Origin of the sequence: Gordonia sp. SCSIO 19800, assembly GCF_018132775.1 — a bacterium.
GTDB classification, from domain to species: domain Bacteria; phylum Actinomycetota; class Actinomycetes; order Mycobacteriales; family Mycobacteriaceae; genus Gordonia; species Gordonia hongkongensis.
The window spans coordinates 52,345-68,168 of record NZ_JAGRQM010000007.1; the positions used below are offsets into that span (position 1 = coordinate 52,345).

General features: G+C 72.2%; 10 protein-coding genes. 4 read left to right on the forward strand and 6 right to left on the reverse strand.

The genetic code is table 11. The features are described 5' to 3' along the window. Window positions 1-14 precede the first annotated feature (14 nt). Entirely contained in the window at window positions 15-440 is a 426-nt protein-coding gene (locus KB201_RS10395) for a DUF779 domain-containing protein (protein ID WP_065631317.1), read from the forward strand. A 78-nt stretch (window positions 441-518) separates the two neighbouring features. On the opposite strand, the gene KB201_RS10400 is transcribed toward KB201_RS10395, so the two are convergent. Then, a complete protein-coding gene (locus tag KB201_RS10400) occupies window positions 519-983 on the reverse strand; it encodes a hypothetical protein (protein WP_211539205.1) in 465 nt (154 codons plus the stop codon). A gap of 220 nt (window positions 984-1,203) precedes the next feature. On the opposite strand from KB201_RS10400, the gene KB201_RS10405 reads away from it, so the two are divergent. Then, window positions 1,204-1,746, forward strand: a complete 543-nt coding sequence (locus tag KB201_RS10405; RefSeq protein WP_211539207.1) for a hypothetical protein — start codon at window positions 1,204-1,206, stop codon at window positions 1,744-1,746. Here KB201_RS10405 and KB201_RS10410 read toward each other — a convergent pair. The 3 genes from KB201_RS10410 to KB201_RS25060 all read right to left on the reverse strand — a co-directional run bounded on the left by KB201_RS10410 (window position 1,727) and on the right by KB201_RS25060 (window position 8,730). Continuing rightward, window positions 1,727-3,232, reverse strand: a complete 1,506-nt coding sequence (locus KB201_RS10410) for a dynamin family protein (protein ID WP_211539209.1) — start codon at window positions 3,230-3,232, stop codon at window positions 1,727-1,729. The two genes, KB201_RS10405 and KB201_RS10410, sit on opposite strands and share 20 nt — an antisense overlap. Next, complete coding sequence (locus tag KB201_RS10415) at window positions 3,229-5,235, reverse strand: dynamin family protein (protein WP_211539211.1); 2,007 nt, start codon at window positions 5,233-5,235, stop codon at window positions 3,229-3,231. The genes KB201_RS10410 and KB201_RS10415 overlap by 4 nt, the downstream gene beginning before the upstream one ends. Before the next feature lie 189 nt (window positions 5,236-5,424). Continuing rightward, the gene (locus KB201_RS25060; protein ID WP_211539219.1) at window positions 5,425-8,730 is read right to left on the reverse strand and encodes an IniB N-terminal domain-containing protein; all 3,306 of its coding nucleotides are present in this window, start codon (window positions 8,728-8,730) and stop codon (window positions 5,425-5,427) included. Between the two features lie 351 nt (window positions 8,731-9,081). On the opposite strand from KB201_RS25060, the gene KB201_RS10425 reads away from it, so the two are divergent. Next, the gene (locus KB201_RS10425) at window positions 9,082-10,836 is read left to right on the forward strand and encodes an Hsp70 family protein (protein ID WP_211539220.1); all 1,755 of its coding nucleotides are present in this window, start codon (window positions 9,082-9,084) and stop codon (window positions 10,834-10,836) included. Window positions 10,837-10,871: 35 nt separating this feature from the next. Continuing rightward, complete coding sequence (locus KB201_RS10430; RefSeq protein WP_211539221.1) at window positions 10,872-13,364, forward strand: helix-turn-helix transcriptional regulator; 2,493 nt, start codon at window positions 10,872-10,874, stop codon at window positions 13,362-13,364. Between the two features lie 109 nt (window positions 13,365-13,473). Here KB201_RS10430 and KB201_RS10435 read toward each other — a convergent pair whose 3' ends face one another. Together KB201_RS10435 and KB201_RS10440 are read right to left on the reverse strand one after the other, a co-directional pair. Next, on the reverse strand, window positions 13,474-14,157 hold the full coding sequence (locus tag KB201_RS10435) for a GPP34 family phosphoprotein (protein WP_211539222.1): 684 nt from the start codon (window positions 14,155-14,157) through the stop codon (window positions 13,474-13,476). Window positions 14,158-14,230: 73 nt separating this feature from the next. After that, window positions 14,231-15,793 (reverse strand): alpha/beta hydrolase, encoded by a 1,563-nt coding sequence (locus tag KB201_RS10440; protein WP_211539223.1) that lies wholly within the window; start codon window positions 15,791-15,793, stop codon window positions 14,231-14,233. Window positions 15,794-15,824: the final 31 nt, after the last annotated feature.

Genomic DNA, 15,824 nt, shown 5'->3' on the forward strand with positions numbered 1-15,824 from the left:
GAAGGTGATTGACGATGACCGCCGAGCAGAGTGTCCCTGATCGCGTGGTCGCCACAGACTCCGCCGTGCAGCTCCTGACCAAGTTGTCGGAGCTGCACGGCGGCCTCATGATCCACCAGTCCGGTGGGTGCTGTGACGGCTCGGCCCCGATGTGTTATCCGGTCGGGGAGTATCGCGTGGGCCAGCGAGACGTGCTGGTCGGCGAGATCGAACTACCCGAACCCATTCCGGCCGTTCGGGTCTGGATCAACGGTGACCAGTTCGAGCTGTGGAAACACACTCAGCTGATCCTCGACGTCGTGAAAGGCCGCGGTGCCGGATTCAGTCTCGAGGCGCCGGAAGGAGTTCGTTTCCTCTCACGTGCACGGACTTTCACCGACGAGGAGAACGACCTGCTGGCGACGTCGCCACCACTGACGGGGGCCACCGCCGGCCCCTGAGGTCCGACCCACACAGAATGCGTCGTAGGTACCGGAAACCGGTTACCTACGACGCATTCTGCGTTTGTCCGCGGTAGTTCACCACTGGTCGAAGCCGACGTTGACCTGGGGGTATCCGGTGTCGATGTGGTTGTTCATCCAGTAGTTCTGGGCGTGGGGTCCCCAGATGCTGCTCATGGCGGTGTTGACGTTGTGGGGGTGGTTGGTGAGTTGGTAGTTGGCGGTGGGGCCGAACAGTCCGATGCGGTAGATGGCGTTGACGTCGAGGTGGTTGGTGAAGGGTGCGGTGGCGGTGATGGTTTCGGTGGCGCCGGGGTAGAGGATGTGTTGGGGTGCGTTGATCCATTGGCCGCCGTCGGCGTTGGCGCCTTGGAGGTATTCGGGCTTGTCGGTGTGGTTGGTGATGGTCATGGCGACGGTGGGTTCGCCGGGTCGGGTGATGGGTAGGGTGCCGGCGTGGGCTGCTCCGGCGGCGCCGAGGGCGATGCCGGTGGCGGCGACGAGTCCGAGGGTGGCGGTGGCGATGCGGGTGGTGGTTTTCATGGTGGGCTCCGGTGTGGTGTGGGGGTTGTGTTGGTGACACCACTGACTCTGCCGGGGATGGGTGGTCGGGGGATTCCGCTGACCGGGTGATGGGTGGGGTGAATGGTGCCTCCACCGATCGGGGGACATGCGGTGGTGGTCGCGGGGCGGCTTCGAGAACGATGATCCGAGGTTGCGCCGGTTCGGGGTAGCGGAACGCGCAGGCAACTACCATCGAGGGATGTCGAACGCCGACGGCTCTCCGCCTCCCCGCCCGCGCGTCGCCGTCACGCCGCTGCGCCCGCAGCGGCCGGTCGGACGCTCCCCGGTCACTCGCTATGCGATCCTCGGCTGGTTGGTGTCGGTGGCCCTGGTCGTGGTGACCGTCGGCCTGACGCTGGTGTCGCTGAACGACATTCGGGCCGTTCTGGCCGCCGATCTCGTCCGGACCAATCCGGGCAGCGGGACCGATGCCGCACGCGCCGTGGACATCTCGTTGATGGTGGGCGGGGCGATCGCACTGGTCGTCGTGCTCCTCGGGCTGTACGGGTCCGCGCGACTCTGGGACAGTCGACGGTCCGGCCGGAGCATCCTGACGGTCGGCGCCGTCGTCGCGGTGGCGGGCGCCGTGGCCTTCCATCTCACGGTCAACCCGTCCGCGACAGCACTCTCCGACGCCGGTTTACCGGTTGTCGCACAGTGGGTTCCGGCGGCGGCCGCGCTTGTCGCGGTCGTCGCCACCGGAGCGTCCTACACCCGGTCGGTCACGGCGTCCCTGCGCTGAAACTCTCGCCGCCGCTCCGGACCGCCTCACCGAGTTGGGCGACGATGCCTTCGGCACTACGCACCGCGACCTGACATGCCGACGCCGAGGCCGGCGCGAGGAGCGGGTGGCCGGCACGTGCCCGCCAGGTCCGCGCGGCGTCGATCGCGGCGTCCCGCAGTGTGTACACGTCGGCGGTCGCGGGCAGTCCGAGGCGGGCCGCGGGATCGATGCCCGACCCGCCGATGAGCCGGGTGATCTCGGCCGTCTGATCAGGGGGGAGGTCAACGCCCCCGGCCCGGATGGTGCCGAGCAGACGCAGCTCGCGGAAACCGTGGACGTCCGCGAGTTCCCGGCGAACCGCGGCCCGGACGTCGCGCGCCCCCGCCGACGATGACGCGGCCAGGAGGTGATCCATCGTCACCAGCGCGGAATGCGACTTGAGCTGGTCCGCGCGCTGCCCGAACTGGGTGTCGATGATGGCGCTCAACTCCGAGAGTCCGCTGCGCTCGACGAGTTCGGCGGCCAGCGCCGACGACGAGCCGGCGCCGAACCGGATGAGCGTGACCGCCATTCGGATACCGAAGGCGCCGAAGCGTTCGGCCAGCGAGCGCCGGAGCTCGGCGGGTATGTCGGGCAGGATGTCCGGCCGGGAGAACCGGTCCATCGTCAGCAGGGCCGCCTCGAGGTCGGGTGCCGGGGTCGCGGCCAGCTGTGCCAGCGCGCGGAACTCGACCTCCCGCATGGTGCGGGCGGCCAGTGCCAGCAGTCCCGCCACCGGCACGACCGCCTGGCACAGGCCCGTGCGTTCGAGCTCGCCGGCGAACCGTCCGGCGATCTGGTGCGCGGAGATCATCGCATCCATCCGGCCGGCACCGAGCTCGTCCGCGCGGGAGACGACGCCGATGACACCCAGCGGGCCCGACGATCCGCCGATGGCCGACCCGATGCGGCGCAGCATCGTCGTGTCGGTGGCGGTCAGCGAACGCAACAGGTAGACGACGGCGTCCACGCCGGACTGGCCGTCGTCGGGGGTGAGGAGCCGGATTGTCGACGCGGACAACTCCGTCGACAACGACGCCGTGCCCGGGGTGTCGACGATGGTCGTCGACTGTAGGGCACGCGCGGGCCATTCGACGTCCAGGCGGTCGACACGATCGGCGGTGAGCCGCCCGAAATCGAAGCCGAGCCGACCATCGATGCGGGTCACCGGGATGCCCACCGCACGGCCGTCGTCGACGTGTGCGGTGACCGACGGCGACCGGCCGTTGCGGTACCAGGTGACGACCCGCGTGCACTCGGTGGCATCAGTGGGGGCGATGTCCTGTCCCACAAGGGCGTTCAGCAGCGTCGACTTGCCTGCTTTGAGCGAACCGGCCAGGGCGACCCGCACCGGCTGGTACAGCCGGTGCGCGCACATGTCGAGCTCGGCCTGTGCGTGCGGGTTGTCGGCGAGGGCGGTGCGGGTGGCGTCGAGAAACCCTCGGACGCGGGCGATGTCGGTCATCGGCGCGGAAGCTCCGCAGCGGGCTCGTCCGGGTCGAGATGATCGGCCGCCTTGCGCAGCGCGGCGACCGCGGTGAGCCGGGACTCGAGTTCGGCGACGCGCCCGGATCGCTCCGAATCGGCGAGGGTCGCGGCAGACTGTGCGGCACTGAGGGATTCCGAGATCGAGCGTGCGGTCTGTTCGGCGACCGAGGTGAAGTGATCGCGGAGGACTCGCTGGATGACGCGCAACCGATCGCGGGACTCCTTGCCGACCTGGAAGCTGACGTCGTCGGTGAACGCGCGCACCGCGACCTTCGCCTTGGCGCGGCGCTCGAGGACCTTCGCCTCCTTGTCATCCCGGTACGCCTTGGTGCCCAGGAGCAGTCCGGCGCCCACGGACACCGGGTTGATGAGCGCCATGCCGACCATCGTCGAGATGAGTCCGAACATCAGCACACCGCCGTACGAACCACGCATGCCGATCAACAGCTTCTGGGCGAGACCGACTCTGCCGCTGTCGAGTTCGGCGAGCTCGGCCACCGAATCGAGCACACCGGTCAGATCGGCGACGTCGATGTCGGGCAGCGAGTTCTGGCCGGCCGCCGCGAAGTGGTCGGCCACCCGCTCGGCGAGCCACACCGATCGTTCATGCGCCCAGACGAAGTTGTCACCGATGACGGCGGCGGTCTGATCGGCCAGCCACTCGCTCAACTGTTCCCAGTCGACCCCCGGATCGCCCTCGTCGATGGCCCGTTCGGCTTCCCGGGTCACCGCGCGGAGACGGTCCCGCAGGTCGTGGTCGATGTCGGCCGCGAGGTCGGCGATGCCGTCGGCCAGCGTCTGCTGCCACTGAGCGGACTGACGCCGCATGGCCTCCGCGTCGGACTTGGCCTCCCGGAGTGCGCCGACAGCGCGGCCGGCGGTCTCCGGATCGCGCAGGGCGGCGAGTTCGCTGCCCAGGGTGAGCGCGAGGTGTTCGCTGACGACCCGCAGATCGGTGGCGACGGTCGTGCGGGTCGCCTGCCGTGCGGTGGACACCACGCGCTCGCGCAGGTACCGGTACAGATCGAGGAACCCGGCCTCCGCGTTGAGTTTCTCGTCGCCGAGCCGCAGCGCGTGGGTGCGCAGCACCGATGAGACGGGCAACAGCGGGATGTCGAGGTCCGCGGTTTGCAGATGGCTCCGGTCGGCGTCGACGATGGCCCGCCAGTGCGGGTACAGGTCGGTCTTCGTGATGAGGCACGCGATGGTCGGACACAGTCCGGCGACCTGCTGGAGGAAGGACATCTCCGGCGCGGTGAACTCCTGGCTGGCATCCGACACGACGAGTACCGCGTCGGCTGCCGCGACCATGCCCAGAGTCGCTGCGGCATAAGGGTGTCCGTGGCCGCCGACGCCGGGGGTGTCGACGAGGACGAGGCCGTCGGCGAGCAACGGGCCGGGTGCCTCGATCTCGAGCCGGAGCACCTCGCGGCCACCGGCGAGCGGGGAGTCGGGGGTGATGCCGGCGATGGCGTCCATCGGCACCGGGATGCGGTTGTCGGCGGCCGGGCCGTCGACGATCAGATGGGCCGACGGTTGCGTGGCGTGCGAGATGACCGTCGGCACCGCGGTCGTCTCGTCGTCGCCGACCGAGCACACGTCCAGGTTGAGCAGTGCGTTGACGAACGAGCTCTTGCCCTGTTTCAGCTGACCCACCACGACGATCCGCAGGCGGGGGTCGGTGATCCGGGTGCGCGCGCCGTCGAGGCGACTGACGAGATCGTAACGGCCCGCCTCCCGGGCCACCTCGGACATCGTGGTCAGCAGGTCGCCGATGGTGTTCGGCACCTGCGTCCGTGCCGGGGTCGCCACTGCCGGGGTCGCCGGGGCTGGGGCCGTGGTCGCGGGTGGCCGGGGCGGGGCAGCGGCGTGTGCCGGTGCGGTCGGGGCTGCTGCCTTCCACGTGGGGGCGGGATCAGGTGCGTCCCGATCGGCGGCGTGCCGGCCGACGCGAGGTGGTTCGGCGGGTGGAGTGGTCATGGTGTCCTCACGGTAGCGGTGAGTCGGCCCGTCCGGTCGGCATCGCCGGGGCTCCGCACTCGTTCGGGCGGTGCGTGCGAGCATGCCGGGCGAAGGCGGGGCCGGACGAGGACCGCCCCGGGGCCGGCCCACGTCCAGGGTTGCTGGAGCGTGGGACGATCCCGGGGCGGGTTTGCCGACGTGACCCGGTCAGTCGGCGTCGGGTCCGGCGTCCGGGGTGTTGACGCCGATCCCGGTGTCTGTGTCGCCACCGAGGCCACCGGTCAGGCCTCCGGTGAGACCGCCGGTCAATCCGCCGGTGAGGTCGGCGGTCGTGTCGGCCACGCCTCCGACGGTCGAGTCGACCGCGCCGCCGACGGTGGTGTCGACCGAGCCGCCGAGTTCGGCACCGGTGTCGGTCACGCCGCCCAGGTCCAGGCCGCCGTCTGCGCCGGCACCGCCGCCGGCGTCCACGCCACCACCGACCACTGCGCCGCCGGTCAGACCACCGGTCACCCCACCGACGATGTCGGTGGTCGTGTCGAGGGTGCCGCCGACCCCGGCCTCGAGTGAGCCCGCGGCGTCGCCGACCACGTCCACTGCGCCGCCGGCCGTGCCGGAGATCGCGGTGGTCAGTTCAGAGGTGACCTCTGCGGGCAGCTCGGTGTCGAGCGCACCGCCCAGGCCGAGATCCCCACCGAGGCCTCCGCCCACGCCTGCGCCGGCGCCGAGAGCACCGTCGAGAACCGGACCGGCGGTGGCGCCCAGATCGGCCTCGCCGAGCCCGGTGCCCAGGCCGGCGAGTCCGGTCTCGAGGGTCCCCTCCAGGCCGCCCTGCAGAGTGCTGTCCAGCCCGGCGACCAGGTCCGTGCCGGTCTCGGCGACGGTGCCCAGGCCGGCCAGTGTGCCCGCGCCCAGGTTGCCGGTGAGGCTGTCGACCACTGTGCCGCCGAGGGTTTCGGTGACCAGGAGCGGTCCGCCCACGGTGATGGTGCCCTCGGGGGAGAGGATGAGGCTCGGGTTGACGATCGCCTCGAGTTCGCCGGTCAGTGCCCCGCCCAGGCCACCCGTCGCCTCCAGGGTCGAGTCCAGGGTCGCGACGAGGCCGTCGGTGGCCGACAGATCCACGTCGAGTGCGGAGCTGAGAACGGTGCTGAGGGCTGCCGGGAGTTCGGCCCCGCCGGCCAGCTGGCCGGCCAGCGAACCACCCAGCTCACCGCTCAGCGCGGTCCCGAGGACGGCGCCGAGGGACGCGCCGAGGTCGGCACCCACATCCCCGCCCGCAGCCAGCACGGCCTCGAGGGTTCCGCCGAGGTCGGCGGCGGTCTCGGTCACCAGGCCCAGTCCCGCGCCGGCGTCGAGTGCGGCGTCCAGCGCCCCGCCCAGCTGTGTGATGAGGGCGCCGTCGACGCCGAGTGCACCGCCGAGGTCCGCGGCCAGCAGTTCGCCGACGTTCAGGCCGGCACCCGCGGCGGCGTCGAGGATGCCCTCGACGCCTGCGGCTGCGCCCAGCACCCCGCCCAGGGTGGCGCCGAGTTCGCCCGCGAGCTCACCGCCGCCACCGACGATCGCGCCGAGTTGCGCGGCCAGGTCGGTGGCCAGTCCGCCCTCGAGCAGACCCGTGAGGTCGGCGCCGAGGACGCCGCCCAGTTCGAGGGCGCCACCCAGCGCGGCCCCCAGGTCGGCGCCCGCGGCGGCACCGAGGACGCCGGTGAGCACGGTGCTCAGCGCGGTGTCGAGGCCGGCGCCGGCCGACAACAGTCCGTTGAGCGCGGCTCCGAGTTCGGTGCCGAGGCCGCCCACGACCCCGAGGCCGCCGCCGAGAGCGCCCTCGACCGCGCCACCGAGACCCGCGCCCAGTCCGGTACCGAGTCCCAGTCCCGCTTCGAGAGCGCCGCCGACGCCGGTTTCGAGCGCCCCGCCGAGACCGAGACCGGTTTCGAGGGCGCCGCCGAGTCCGGCAGTGAGATCGGCGGCCAGGCCACCTTCGAGGGCTGCGGCCAGTGTGCCGCCCAGGGCCGCACCAAGACCGGCGGCGGCTTCGCCACCGACTTCGAGGCCGGCGGCCAGAGCGCCGGCGAGAGTCGTGCTGAGATCGCCGCCGGCTTCGATCAGGGCCTCGACGTCGACGATCCCGCCGGCTTCGAGGACGGATTCGAGCGCCGCGGCGAGTCCGGCCTGAGCGCCGCCGCCGACACCGAGGACGGCGGTCAGGGCGCCACCGAGGACGGCGTTCGCGCCGGCCGCGCCGGTCAGGACCAGTCCGCCGGTCGCCGCGGCCGTCGATGTCAGGGCCACGCCGAGTGCGGTGCCGACGGAGGCGGCAGCGGTGCCGCCCGCGGCCAGGGTCGAGCTGAGAGCGCCGCTGAGGGTGGCGCCGAGTTCGCCGGACAGGTCGGCGATGGCCTGCGCGTCGAGCAGACCCGACAGCGTCGCCGAGAGGTCACCCGCGACATCGAGAGTGGAGGTCAGAGCGGCGGTCAGATCGCCGGACAGTTCGGCGCCGAGACCGAGCGCGCCGGTGAGTACCGCCGAGAGTGCGCCGCCCGCACCGAGACCGGCACCGAGCGCGGCCGCGAGGTCGGCGCCGAGTGCGCCGCCCGCGCCGATCGTGGCGCCGAGCAGACCGCCCAGCGTCGCGCCGAACGAGCCGGCGAGTTCGCCACCCAGTTCGAGCGCCGCCGACAGCTGCGCGGCGAGACCGCCCCCGAGTCCGAGCCCGAGGTCGGCGCCTGCGGCGAGGAGTGCGTCGAGCGAAGCCCCGAGCTGGGCGACCAGGGCGCCCTCGGCGCCGATCGCACCGGCCAGCGTCCCGGCGATGACCGGTCCGATGCCTGCGGCGAGCTCGAGGCCACCGTCGACGACCGTCTCGAGCGCGGCTCCCAGCGCGGCACCGAACTGCGCGGCGATCGCGCCGCCGGCGCCCAGGCCCGCGGACAGCGCTGCGCCCAGGGCGACGGCCAGCTGGCCCGCGAGGTCGAGGTCACCGAATGCGATACCGCCGAGGTCCAGATCGGCCAGGGACAGACCCGAGAGGTCGATGTCGCCCAGCCCGATGCCGCCGAGGAGACCGCCGAAGTCGATGTCGCCCAAATCGATTCCACCCAGATCGAGTCCACCGAGGTCGAGGTCGCCCAGTTCGAGCCCACCGATGCCGCCGAGGTTCACGTCACCGAGGTTGACGTCTCCGCCGCCGACGTTGATGTCGCCGAACTCCAGGCCGCCCAGGCCGACTCCGACGCCACCGCCGCCGATCACGCCGACACCGACCTCGCCGCCGCCGATCACGCCGCCACCGACCGCGCCGCCGCCGGCACCGATGATCGCACCCAGGCCGCCGCCTGCGGCCAGACCGCCTCCGGCGACGAGCGGGGCGGCTGCGGAGATGTCGGCGGGGGTGACGCCGGTCAGTCCGGCGCGATCGATCGCGGCCTGGGGATTGCCGCAGTAGGCGTTGAAGGATTCCTCGTCGCGAAGCAGACCGAGGATGAAGTCGAGTACCGCGTTGGTCGCCATGGCGTCGTTCCTTGCGTCGGGGAGATCGCAGTTCGATCCCGTGTCGAGTTCGACCGTATGGACTTCGGGGCCCGACGACATCGGGGTAAATCCCCAGTCCTGCCGACGACCGGGGGGTGGGTCATCCCCCCCAGGGGGATTTCGACCGGGGACGGGGTCCGGGCGCCGCCGGCATAGGGGGGTCGGGACTTTCCCCCTAATCCCCGGCCAGGGCTAACACCAGTGGGCCGGTCCGCGACACACTGGGTGAAGTGCGCCGCCGGGGCCGGGGCACGTGACATCGACGGATTGCCCGCACGACGCGGCACCGTCACCGCCCACCGTCTGCAGGTGCGAACAGGAGTGAGCGTCATGGCCATCGGGATCGGTGTGAAGATCGGGTCCGCGAACAGCGTGGCGGTAGCCGCCTCGGAACAGTCCTGGGAGGGCGCGGTCTCGGTCGAGACGTCCGCTCTGGTGGATGCCGACGACTTCCTCGGACGGGTCGGCGACCCGGTCCCGATGCTCGACGACCACGGCCGCACGATCGCGGCCGCCGACCTCTACGCCGACGCGGTCGCGGCGCTGGTCGCCCGGCTCGACCTCGGCACGGACAGCGTCGACTCGACACCGTTCGACGACGTGCACCTGACCGTCGTGCACCCCGACAACTGGTCCGATCAGGCCGTCGACGACGCCCGGGCGGCACTTGGCGCCCACCCCGACTCGGTGCCGGCGGACGCGATCACCTGGGTGCCCGAGTCACGGGCGACCCTGGCCGCAGCCGAACACGCCGAGGGCGCCTTCGGCGACGGCGCGGTCGTCGTCTGCGATCTCGGCGCCGCGGGGCTCACCGTCTCCGTCCTGACCACCGGCTCCGATCCGGTCCCGGTCGGCCGTCCGTTGCATCTGGACACCGTGAGCGGCAACGAGTTCGACCGCCTGCTGCTGGCGCACACCCTGCGGGTGACCGGTGCCGACGCCGAGGTCGACGCGGGTCTGGCCGACCCAGCCCGGAGCGGCGCCGTCCTCGACGACGTGAACCGGCTGCGGGAAGAGTGCCGCCGGGCCAAGGAGTCTCTGTCGGTGGACACCGACACCGTCGTCGACGTGCGGATCGGGCAGGTGAGCACCGAGGCGCGGCTGGTCCGCGACGACATCGAGGACCTGCTGCGCGCACCGGTCATGGAGGCGGTCGCGCTGGTTCGTGAAGCGGTCTCCGCGTCCGCCGTCGGCCACGACTCGTCGGGCGCGCACGCGGCCCCCGGGATGAAGCCGGCCGGGGTGTCCGCGGTCCTGCTCGGTGGCGGCGGTGCGGCGATCCCGCTCGTCACCGAGATGCTGTCCTCGACCCTGCGTCTGCCGGTAGTCCTCGACCCCGACCCCGCGTCCGCCTCGGCAGCCGGCGGTGCGCTGATGGCCGGCACGACGCTCGCCGCCCGCCGGTCGGCGATCGCGCCGGCCGCCGCCACGACCGCGGCCCTCGTCTCGGCCGCGCCCGAGGAGCGGCCGCTCCGCGAGATCGTCCCGGCTCCGAGCACCCCGGTCGCCGAGCCCGCTCCCCGGTTCTCGCGTCGTAAGCGGGGCACCCTCATCACGGTCGGCGCCGCCGCACTGGCGCTCGTCACGGCAACCGGCCTCTCCGTCGGCACCGGACTCGTCGGCTCGGTCGGCGAGGCGACGCCCCCGCCCGCGGGAGCGGCGACCACCACGGCCACCTCGACGCAGAACCCCGGTGGCGCCCCGGGCACCACCGCGACCGGTGCGCGTCCCGGCACCACCGCGGCACCGGTGACCGGTACGGGGACCCGGGCTCCGGGTACCGCAACCGATTCGCCGCGGCGGACCGCGGCCGGCGCCCCGTCTGCGGGCGCCCCGTCTGCCGGCGCCCCCGCGCCCGGAAGCACCCCCGGCCGGCCTGCACCGGCGCCCGCGCCTGCTCCAGCGCCCGCACCAGCACCAGCACCAGCGCCGGCGCCCGCTCCGGCTCCGGCACCAGCGCCTGCACCGGCGCCGGACTACCCCGAACCGGACACCGGCGGTGGCGGCATCACCCCGGGCGGGGTCCTCGACGGCACCGGCCGGGTGCTGTGCGGCGTCACCGGCGTCGTCGGCATCGACTGCTGAATCCGTTGACTCCCCGGTCACCCCTGGACCGTTCGATGACCCCGACGACACCGGTCTCCACGATCGGTGACCGTCCGGACCCGTCCTCGGCCGCGTCGCGCACCTCGTCGTGGGTGGCGAGCATCGTCGATCGCGCGCAGGCGGGCCATCCGCTGTGCGCCGTGGCCGTCGGCACCCCCGGCAGCGGACGCTCGGCACTGCTGAACGCCGTGCACGAACAACTCCGACGACGGGACCTCCCGGTGAGTGTGGGGCTGCCCGCCGCGGACGGCGCGGGTCCCGTGTTCGTGCTGGCCGACGACATGCATCTGTGGCCGGTGGCCATGTTCGAGACCGCGCTGGGCATGCTCGACGCGGGAACGATCGGGCTGATCGCCACGATCGAACCGCGGGAACTGGACCCGAACGTCCGCCGGTTGCGCGACCGCGCCCGACCGTTCGGGGCGGTCCTCGAACTCGAGGCGCTGGGTACCGCCGATGTCCTGACCCGCGCGTCCCGCGCCGGGCTGACCCTCGCGCCGACCACGGCATCGCTGATCCGTCGACGCTGTGGCGGTGCGCGAGCTCCCATCGACACTGTGCTGCGGGCGCTCCGGAGCACTTCGAGCAGCGCCTCGCGCGTCATAGACGAGCCGGGGGCCGACGAAATCGCCGTCATCGATCGGGTGTCCCGCGAGTGGCACCATCGGCTGCTGCGCGGACTCGATCCGCTCACGCTCGCGGTGCTGGCCCTCGCCTCGGTCCGGGCGCCCCTCGACCCCGACAGCGTCGCCGAAGCGGCGGGCACCGACCGAGCCGCCGCGCTCGAGGCGGTCGACCGGGCTCGCGGGTGCGGCCTGTTACGCGGCGCGGACGTCTTCGTCTCGGCTGCGGCCGGTCCACTGCGTGATGTGTTGGGAGACAAGCAGATCGACGAGCTACGACGCAACTCGGTCGTCGTCGGACTGCGTGCGACCGAGCTCACCCCCGACACCGCGCTGCTCGCGGCCGAGGCTGGTGTCGACGACCCGCGGATCGTCGACGCGCTGCTGGCCGGCGCGGTCGACGCGACCGCGGCGCGGGCGGTGGTCCTCCTGCAGGCCGCCGATCGGGTGGAGCCGGGGCGTGATGACGTCCGGCTCCTGATGGCCCAGCGTGCCCTGGCATCGGGGGATCTCGACGGTGCGGGTGCCGCGGCCGACCGTCGGCTGGAGTCGGCCGCACCCACAGACGAATGGGTCGCGGAGTGGGTGGAGCTCGCCGCCGCAGTCGCGGCGCGGCGCGGACTCGCCTCGCACGCCGCCGACCTGTACCGCTGGACGGGACCTGATCTTTCTGCATCGCAGTCGTTGTCGGCTGCAGTCGCTCTGCTCGCGGTCGGCGACCGTGCGGCAGCCACGGCCATCGGCGCGGCCGATCGTGGCCGCGCGCCGGTGGCGAGTCGGGCCACACGGTCGCTGGTGGTCCGCGGGCTGCTGGCCACCCTCGACGACACGGCCGAGATGAGTACCGGCGACGCGGTCGACGTCGTGGTGCGCGGGATCTCAGCGGGAGCGACGTCGTCCCGAGGCCCGTCTGCGGCCCGAATTCTGCACGCGGCCGCCGCGGTGGCGTTGAACCTCGGCGACACCGCTGCCGCGCAATCGATCCGGACGGTGGCGGCGGAGCCGGCCCGAACCATTCTCGACGCCGAGGCCGCGCTCACCGTCGGCGATCTCGAAGCGGCGGCGCGTCTGCTCCCGACGGCGGAACCGCAGGGGATGTCCGAACGCTTTCGGGTGCAGGCCATCCGGCTCGGGTTGGCCCGGCGCCACGGTGACCTGTCCGCGCTGTCGGCCGCGTGGCAGGACGGCCCGTCGCTCCTCGCCGCCATCGAGGTGGACCTCTACCTGTTGCGTCCGCTCGGCGAGTTCTGGATCGCCGCAGCGCGACTGGGTCAGATTCCCGCGATTGCGCGGTATGTGGACGCAGCCGACCGGTTGCTCGCGGATCTTGGCGACCCCCCGGCGTGGTCGGCGTCGTGGGACTTCGCGGGCGTCCAAGCCGTTGCCATCACGCGCGACCAGTCCGCTGTGGCGCACCGGTTGACTCGTCTCGACCTCGCCGCGGCGCAGAACCGCACGGCCGGGTCGTTGTCGACCGGTGCGCGTGCCTGGGTCGCGCTGAACGACGCCGGCGAATCAACGGAACCCGTCACCGCCGCCGTCGAAGCGCTACGGAGCATCGGATTACACTGGGAGGCAGCGCGTCTCGCGGGTATGGCCGCGTCTCGCGCCGACGATCCCGCGACCGCGGCCGGTCTTCTGGACACCGCTCGCTCGGCCGGCGAGGATCGGCGGCTGACTCCACTGGTCGGCGGGCCGCTCACCGATCGCGAAGCCGAGGTCGCCCACGAGCTGCTGCAGGGTTTCACCTACCGGGAAATCGGTGAGCGCCTATACATCTCGGCGAAGACCGTCGAGCATCACGTCGCCCGGATCCGACGCCGGCTCGATGCCGGGTCGCGGTCGGAACTGATGGCCGCCCTCCGGGCGGCCGGGTATCGGTGACCACGGCGCCGTCCACGCGCTGAAAGCCGCCCCAGGGCGGGCCGACGCTTGCGTTACGCCGCCTGTCCGATTCTCTGGGGTGGTTTTCCCAGGCGGATCCGATTGTCCGTCAAGTGGTGCCGACAACCGTCACCATGACTGCGACGGATGATGCGGCGATCGCTGCTGCCGTCCGCACGACCGCGGTGTTCACCGCCTCGGCGCCCCAGATCCCCTGCTCGAGTTCCTTGCCGTGGCGGTACACATCGCCGGACCACGGGATCGTCGGGTGCAGGTGCGACAACACACCACTGGCCGACAACAGGGCGGCCACCGCGGCAGTCCGCGCGTCGGGGTCGGCACCCTCGACGAGTGCCGCGCGAACCCGCTCCTGGAGCGTCTCCTCGTAGCCTGCGTCGCCGGGCAGGAGTCGTACGGTCGGAAACAGTCCCAACAGCTTTCGCCGTTCCTTCCGGATGAGGCCGCGTTCCAGTAGCCGGTCGACGACCGTGCCGCGGAGATCGGCACCGATCGTGGGGAGCAGCGCCTGCACGCCACGCGGCCGCTCGGCGATCGTCCGGTACGCGGCGGCCAGCAGCGGATCGGACGGCGCATTTCCCGGCACTGCCGTGATCCGGGCGCCGGTGAGTCCGCCGCCGCCTTCGTCGATCTCCACGGCCCCGCGGAGGCCCAGTTCGACGAGGACGGCTCCGCCCAGTGGGTAGAACAGGGTGCCCTCGCCGGCGATCGCGCCCGACTCGTCGTCGAGCAGCATCAGCAACAGGTCTTCGACGATCAACGGTGTGGTGTCCATCGGGTGCTCCTCGATCTGCGATGAGTGTGGCGGTTGGTTCCGGGCCCTGATCCTTCCCGGTCGTGACGACCCGTCACAAGGTGCATCGCGCGCCGGGTGCGGGTGGCGTCAGATCGAGCAGGTAGGCGTCCACCGCTGTGTTGACGCAGTCGTTCGTACCGGCAGCCGCCACCGTGTGCTGCGTGCCCTCGACGGTGAGCAGCGAACCCCCGAGCGCGTCCGCCACGGCGACGCCGCCCTCGTACGGGGTGCTCGGGTCACCGGTGATCGAGATCGTCAGCGTCTCCGGGAGGCCGGTCACGTCGGTGGCGTACGGCACGCCGAGAGTCGGCTCGCCCGGCCAGGATTCACAACCGTCGCGGGCGCCGTCGTACCCGGTGCCCGGGTCCATGAACGGTGCGGCCTCCCAGATCCGCCGGCGAAGTTCGCGCGCGTCCTCGGGGGACAGACGATCCTCGTCGGCACAGTTGATCGCGTGGTTGGCTTCGGTGAAATTGCTCCAGCGTCCGTTCTCGTCGCGACCGCCGAACGAGTCGCTGAGCAGTTGCAGGACGTTGCCGCGGCCGTCGGCGAGCTCGGTGAGACCGGTCCGGATCGCCGGCCACGCCGCCGGGTCGTAGAGGCCGGCACCCACGCCGCCGACCGCGGCGTTGAAGTCCAGCGTGCGGCCCTCTCCGCTGGGAACGGGTTGTTCGACCAGCGGGCGGACCAGGCCGGAGAACACCTCCGTCGCCCGGCTCGGGTCGGTGCCCAGCGGACAGTCGGCGCGCGTCGCGCAGTCCGCAGCCATGGCGTCGAAGGCCCGCTGCATGCTCGCGAAGGTGTGGGTTCGCGTGTCCGCGTAGGTCGTGCTCGGGTCGATGCCACCGTCGAGGAGCATCGCCCGCACCTTGTCGGGGAACATCTCGGCGTACACGGCGCCGAGGCGGGTGCCGTAACTCTGGCCGAAGTAGGTCAGACGGTCGTCACCGACCACCTCGCGCAGCACGTCCATGTCCCTGGCGACGTCCCGGGTTCCGAGCCGGGACAGCACGTCCTCACCGCCGGACCCCTCTGCGCAGCGCTGGACCGAGGCGCGGGTGTCCGCCGCTGTCCAGCGTCCCTCGGCGGCCGGGACCGCGCCGGGTGCCTCGCCGGCGTCGAGCTGCTCGCCGGTGAGACAGTCGACGGCCGGGACGGACGCCCCGGTCCCGCGCGGATCGAATCCGACCAGGTCGAACTGTTCTGTCGATGGGCGATCGGCCCAGGTGGTCGCCAGCGTGGCGGCCATCGCCGTGCTGCCGCCCCCGGGACCCCCGGTGTTGAGGACGAGCGAGCCCTCGGACTCGCCGCGCGCCGGGATCCGCATCACGGCGATCTGTGCGGAGCGTCCGTCGGGATCGCGGTAGTCCAGTGGCACATCCATCCGCGCGCACTGCGCCGCGGGTGCGGTGGCGAAGAGCTCGGCTTCGGTCTGGGTCGACGGATAGTCGTCGCACGGTCCGAAGGCGAGTTCTTGCTGGTAGAAGCGGTCCAGGTCACCCTCGCTGGAGGTGGGCGCCGAGCACGCGCCGACCGCGAAGGCCAGTGCGAGGGAGGCGCCGAGAACTCGCCGACGGGGCGGACGCGAGCGGAGATTCGAGGTGTCGTTTCGCATGTGTTCCATCCTCACCGCCGAACGGCGTCGA

Coding starts and splice junctions, on each gene's coding strand:
- KB201_RS10395 (WP_065631317.1), top strand. CDS start 15: ATGACCGCCGAGCAGAGTGTCCCTGATCGCGTGGTCGCCACAGACTCC.
- KB201_RS10400 (WP_211539205.1), bottom strand. CDS start 983: ATGAAAACCACCACCCGCATCGCCACCGCCACCCTCGGACTCGTCGCC.
- KB201_RS10405 (WP_211539207.1), top strand. CDS start 1,204: ATGTCGAACGCCGACGGCTCTCCGCCTCCCCGCCCGCGCGTCGCCGTC.
- KB201_RS10410 (WP_211539209.1), bottom strand. CDS start 3,232: ATGACCGACATCGCCCGCGTCCGAGGGTTTCTCGACGCCACCCGCACC.
- KB201_RS10415 (WP_211539211.1), bottom strand. CDS start 5,235: ATGACCACTCCACCCGCCGAACCACCTCGCGTCGGCCGGCACGCCGCC.
- KB201_RS25060 (WP_211539219.1), bottom strand. CDS start 8,730: ATGGCGACCAACGCGGTACTCGACTTCATCCTCGGTCTGCTTCGCGAC.
- KB201_RS10425 (WP_211539220.1), top strand. CDS start 9,082: ATGGCCATCGGGATCGGTGTGAAGATCGGGTCCGCGAACAGCGTGGCG.
- KB201_RS10430 (WP_211539221.1), top strand. CDS start 10,872: ATGACCCCGACGACACCGGTCTCCACGATCGGTGACCGTCCGGACCCG.
- KB201_RS10435 (WP_211539222.1), bottom strand. CDS start 14,157: ATGGACACCACACCGTTGATCGTCGAAGACCTGTTGCTGATGCTGCTC.
- KB201_RS10440 (WP_211539223.1), bottom strand. CDS start 15,793: ATGCGAAACGACACCTCGAATCTCCGCTCGCGTCCGCCCCGTCGGCGA.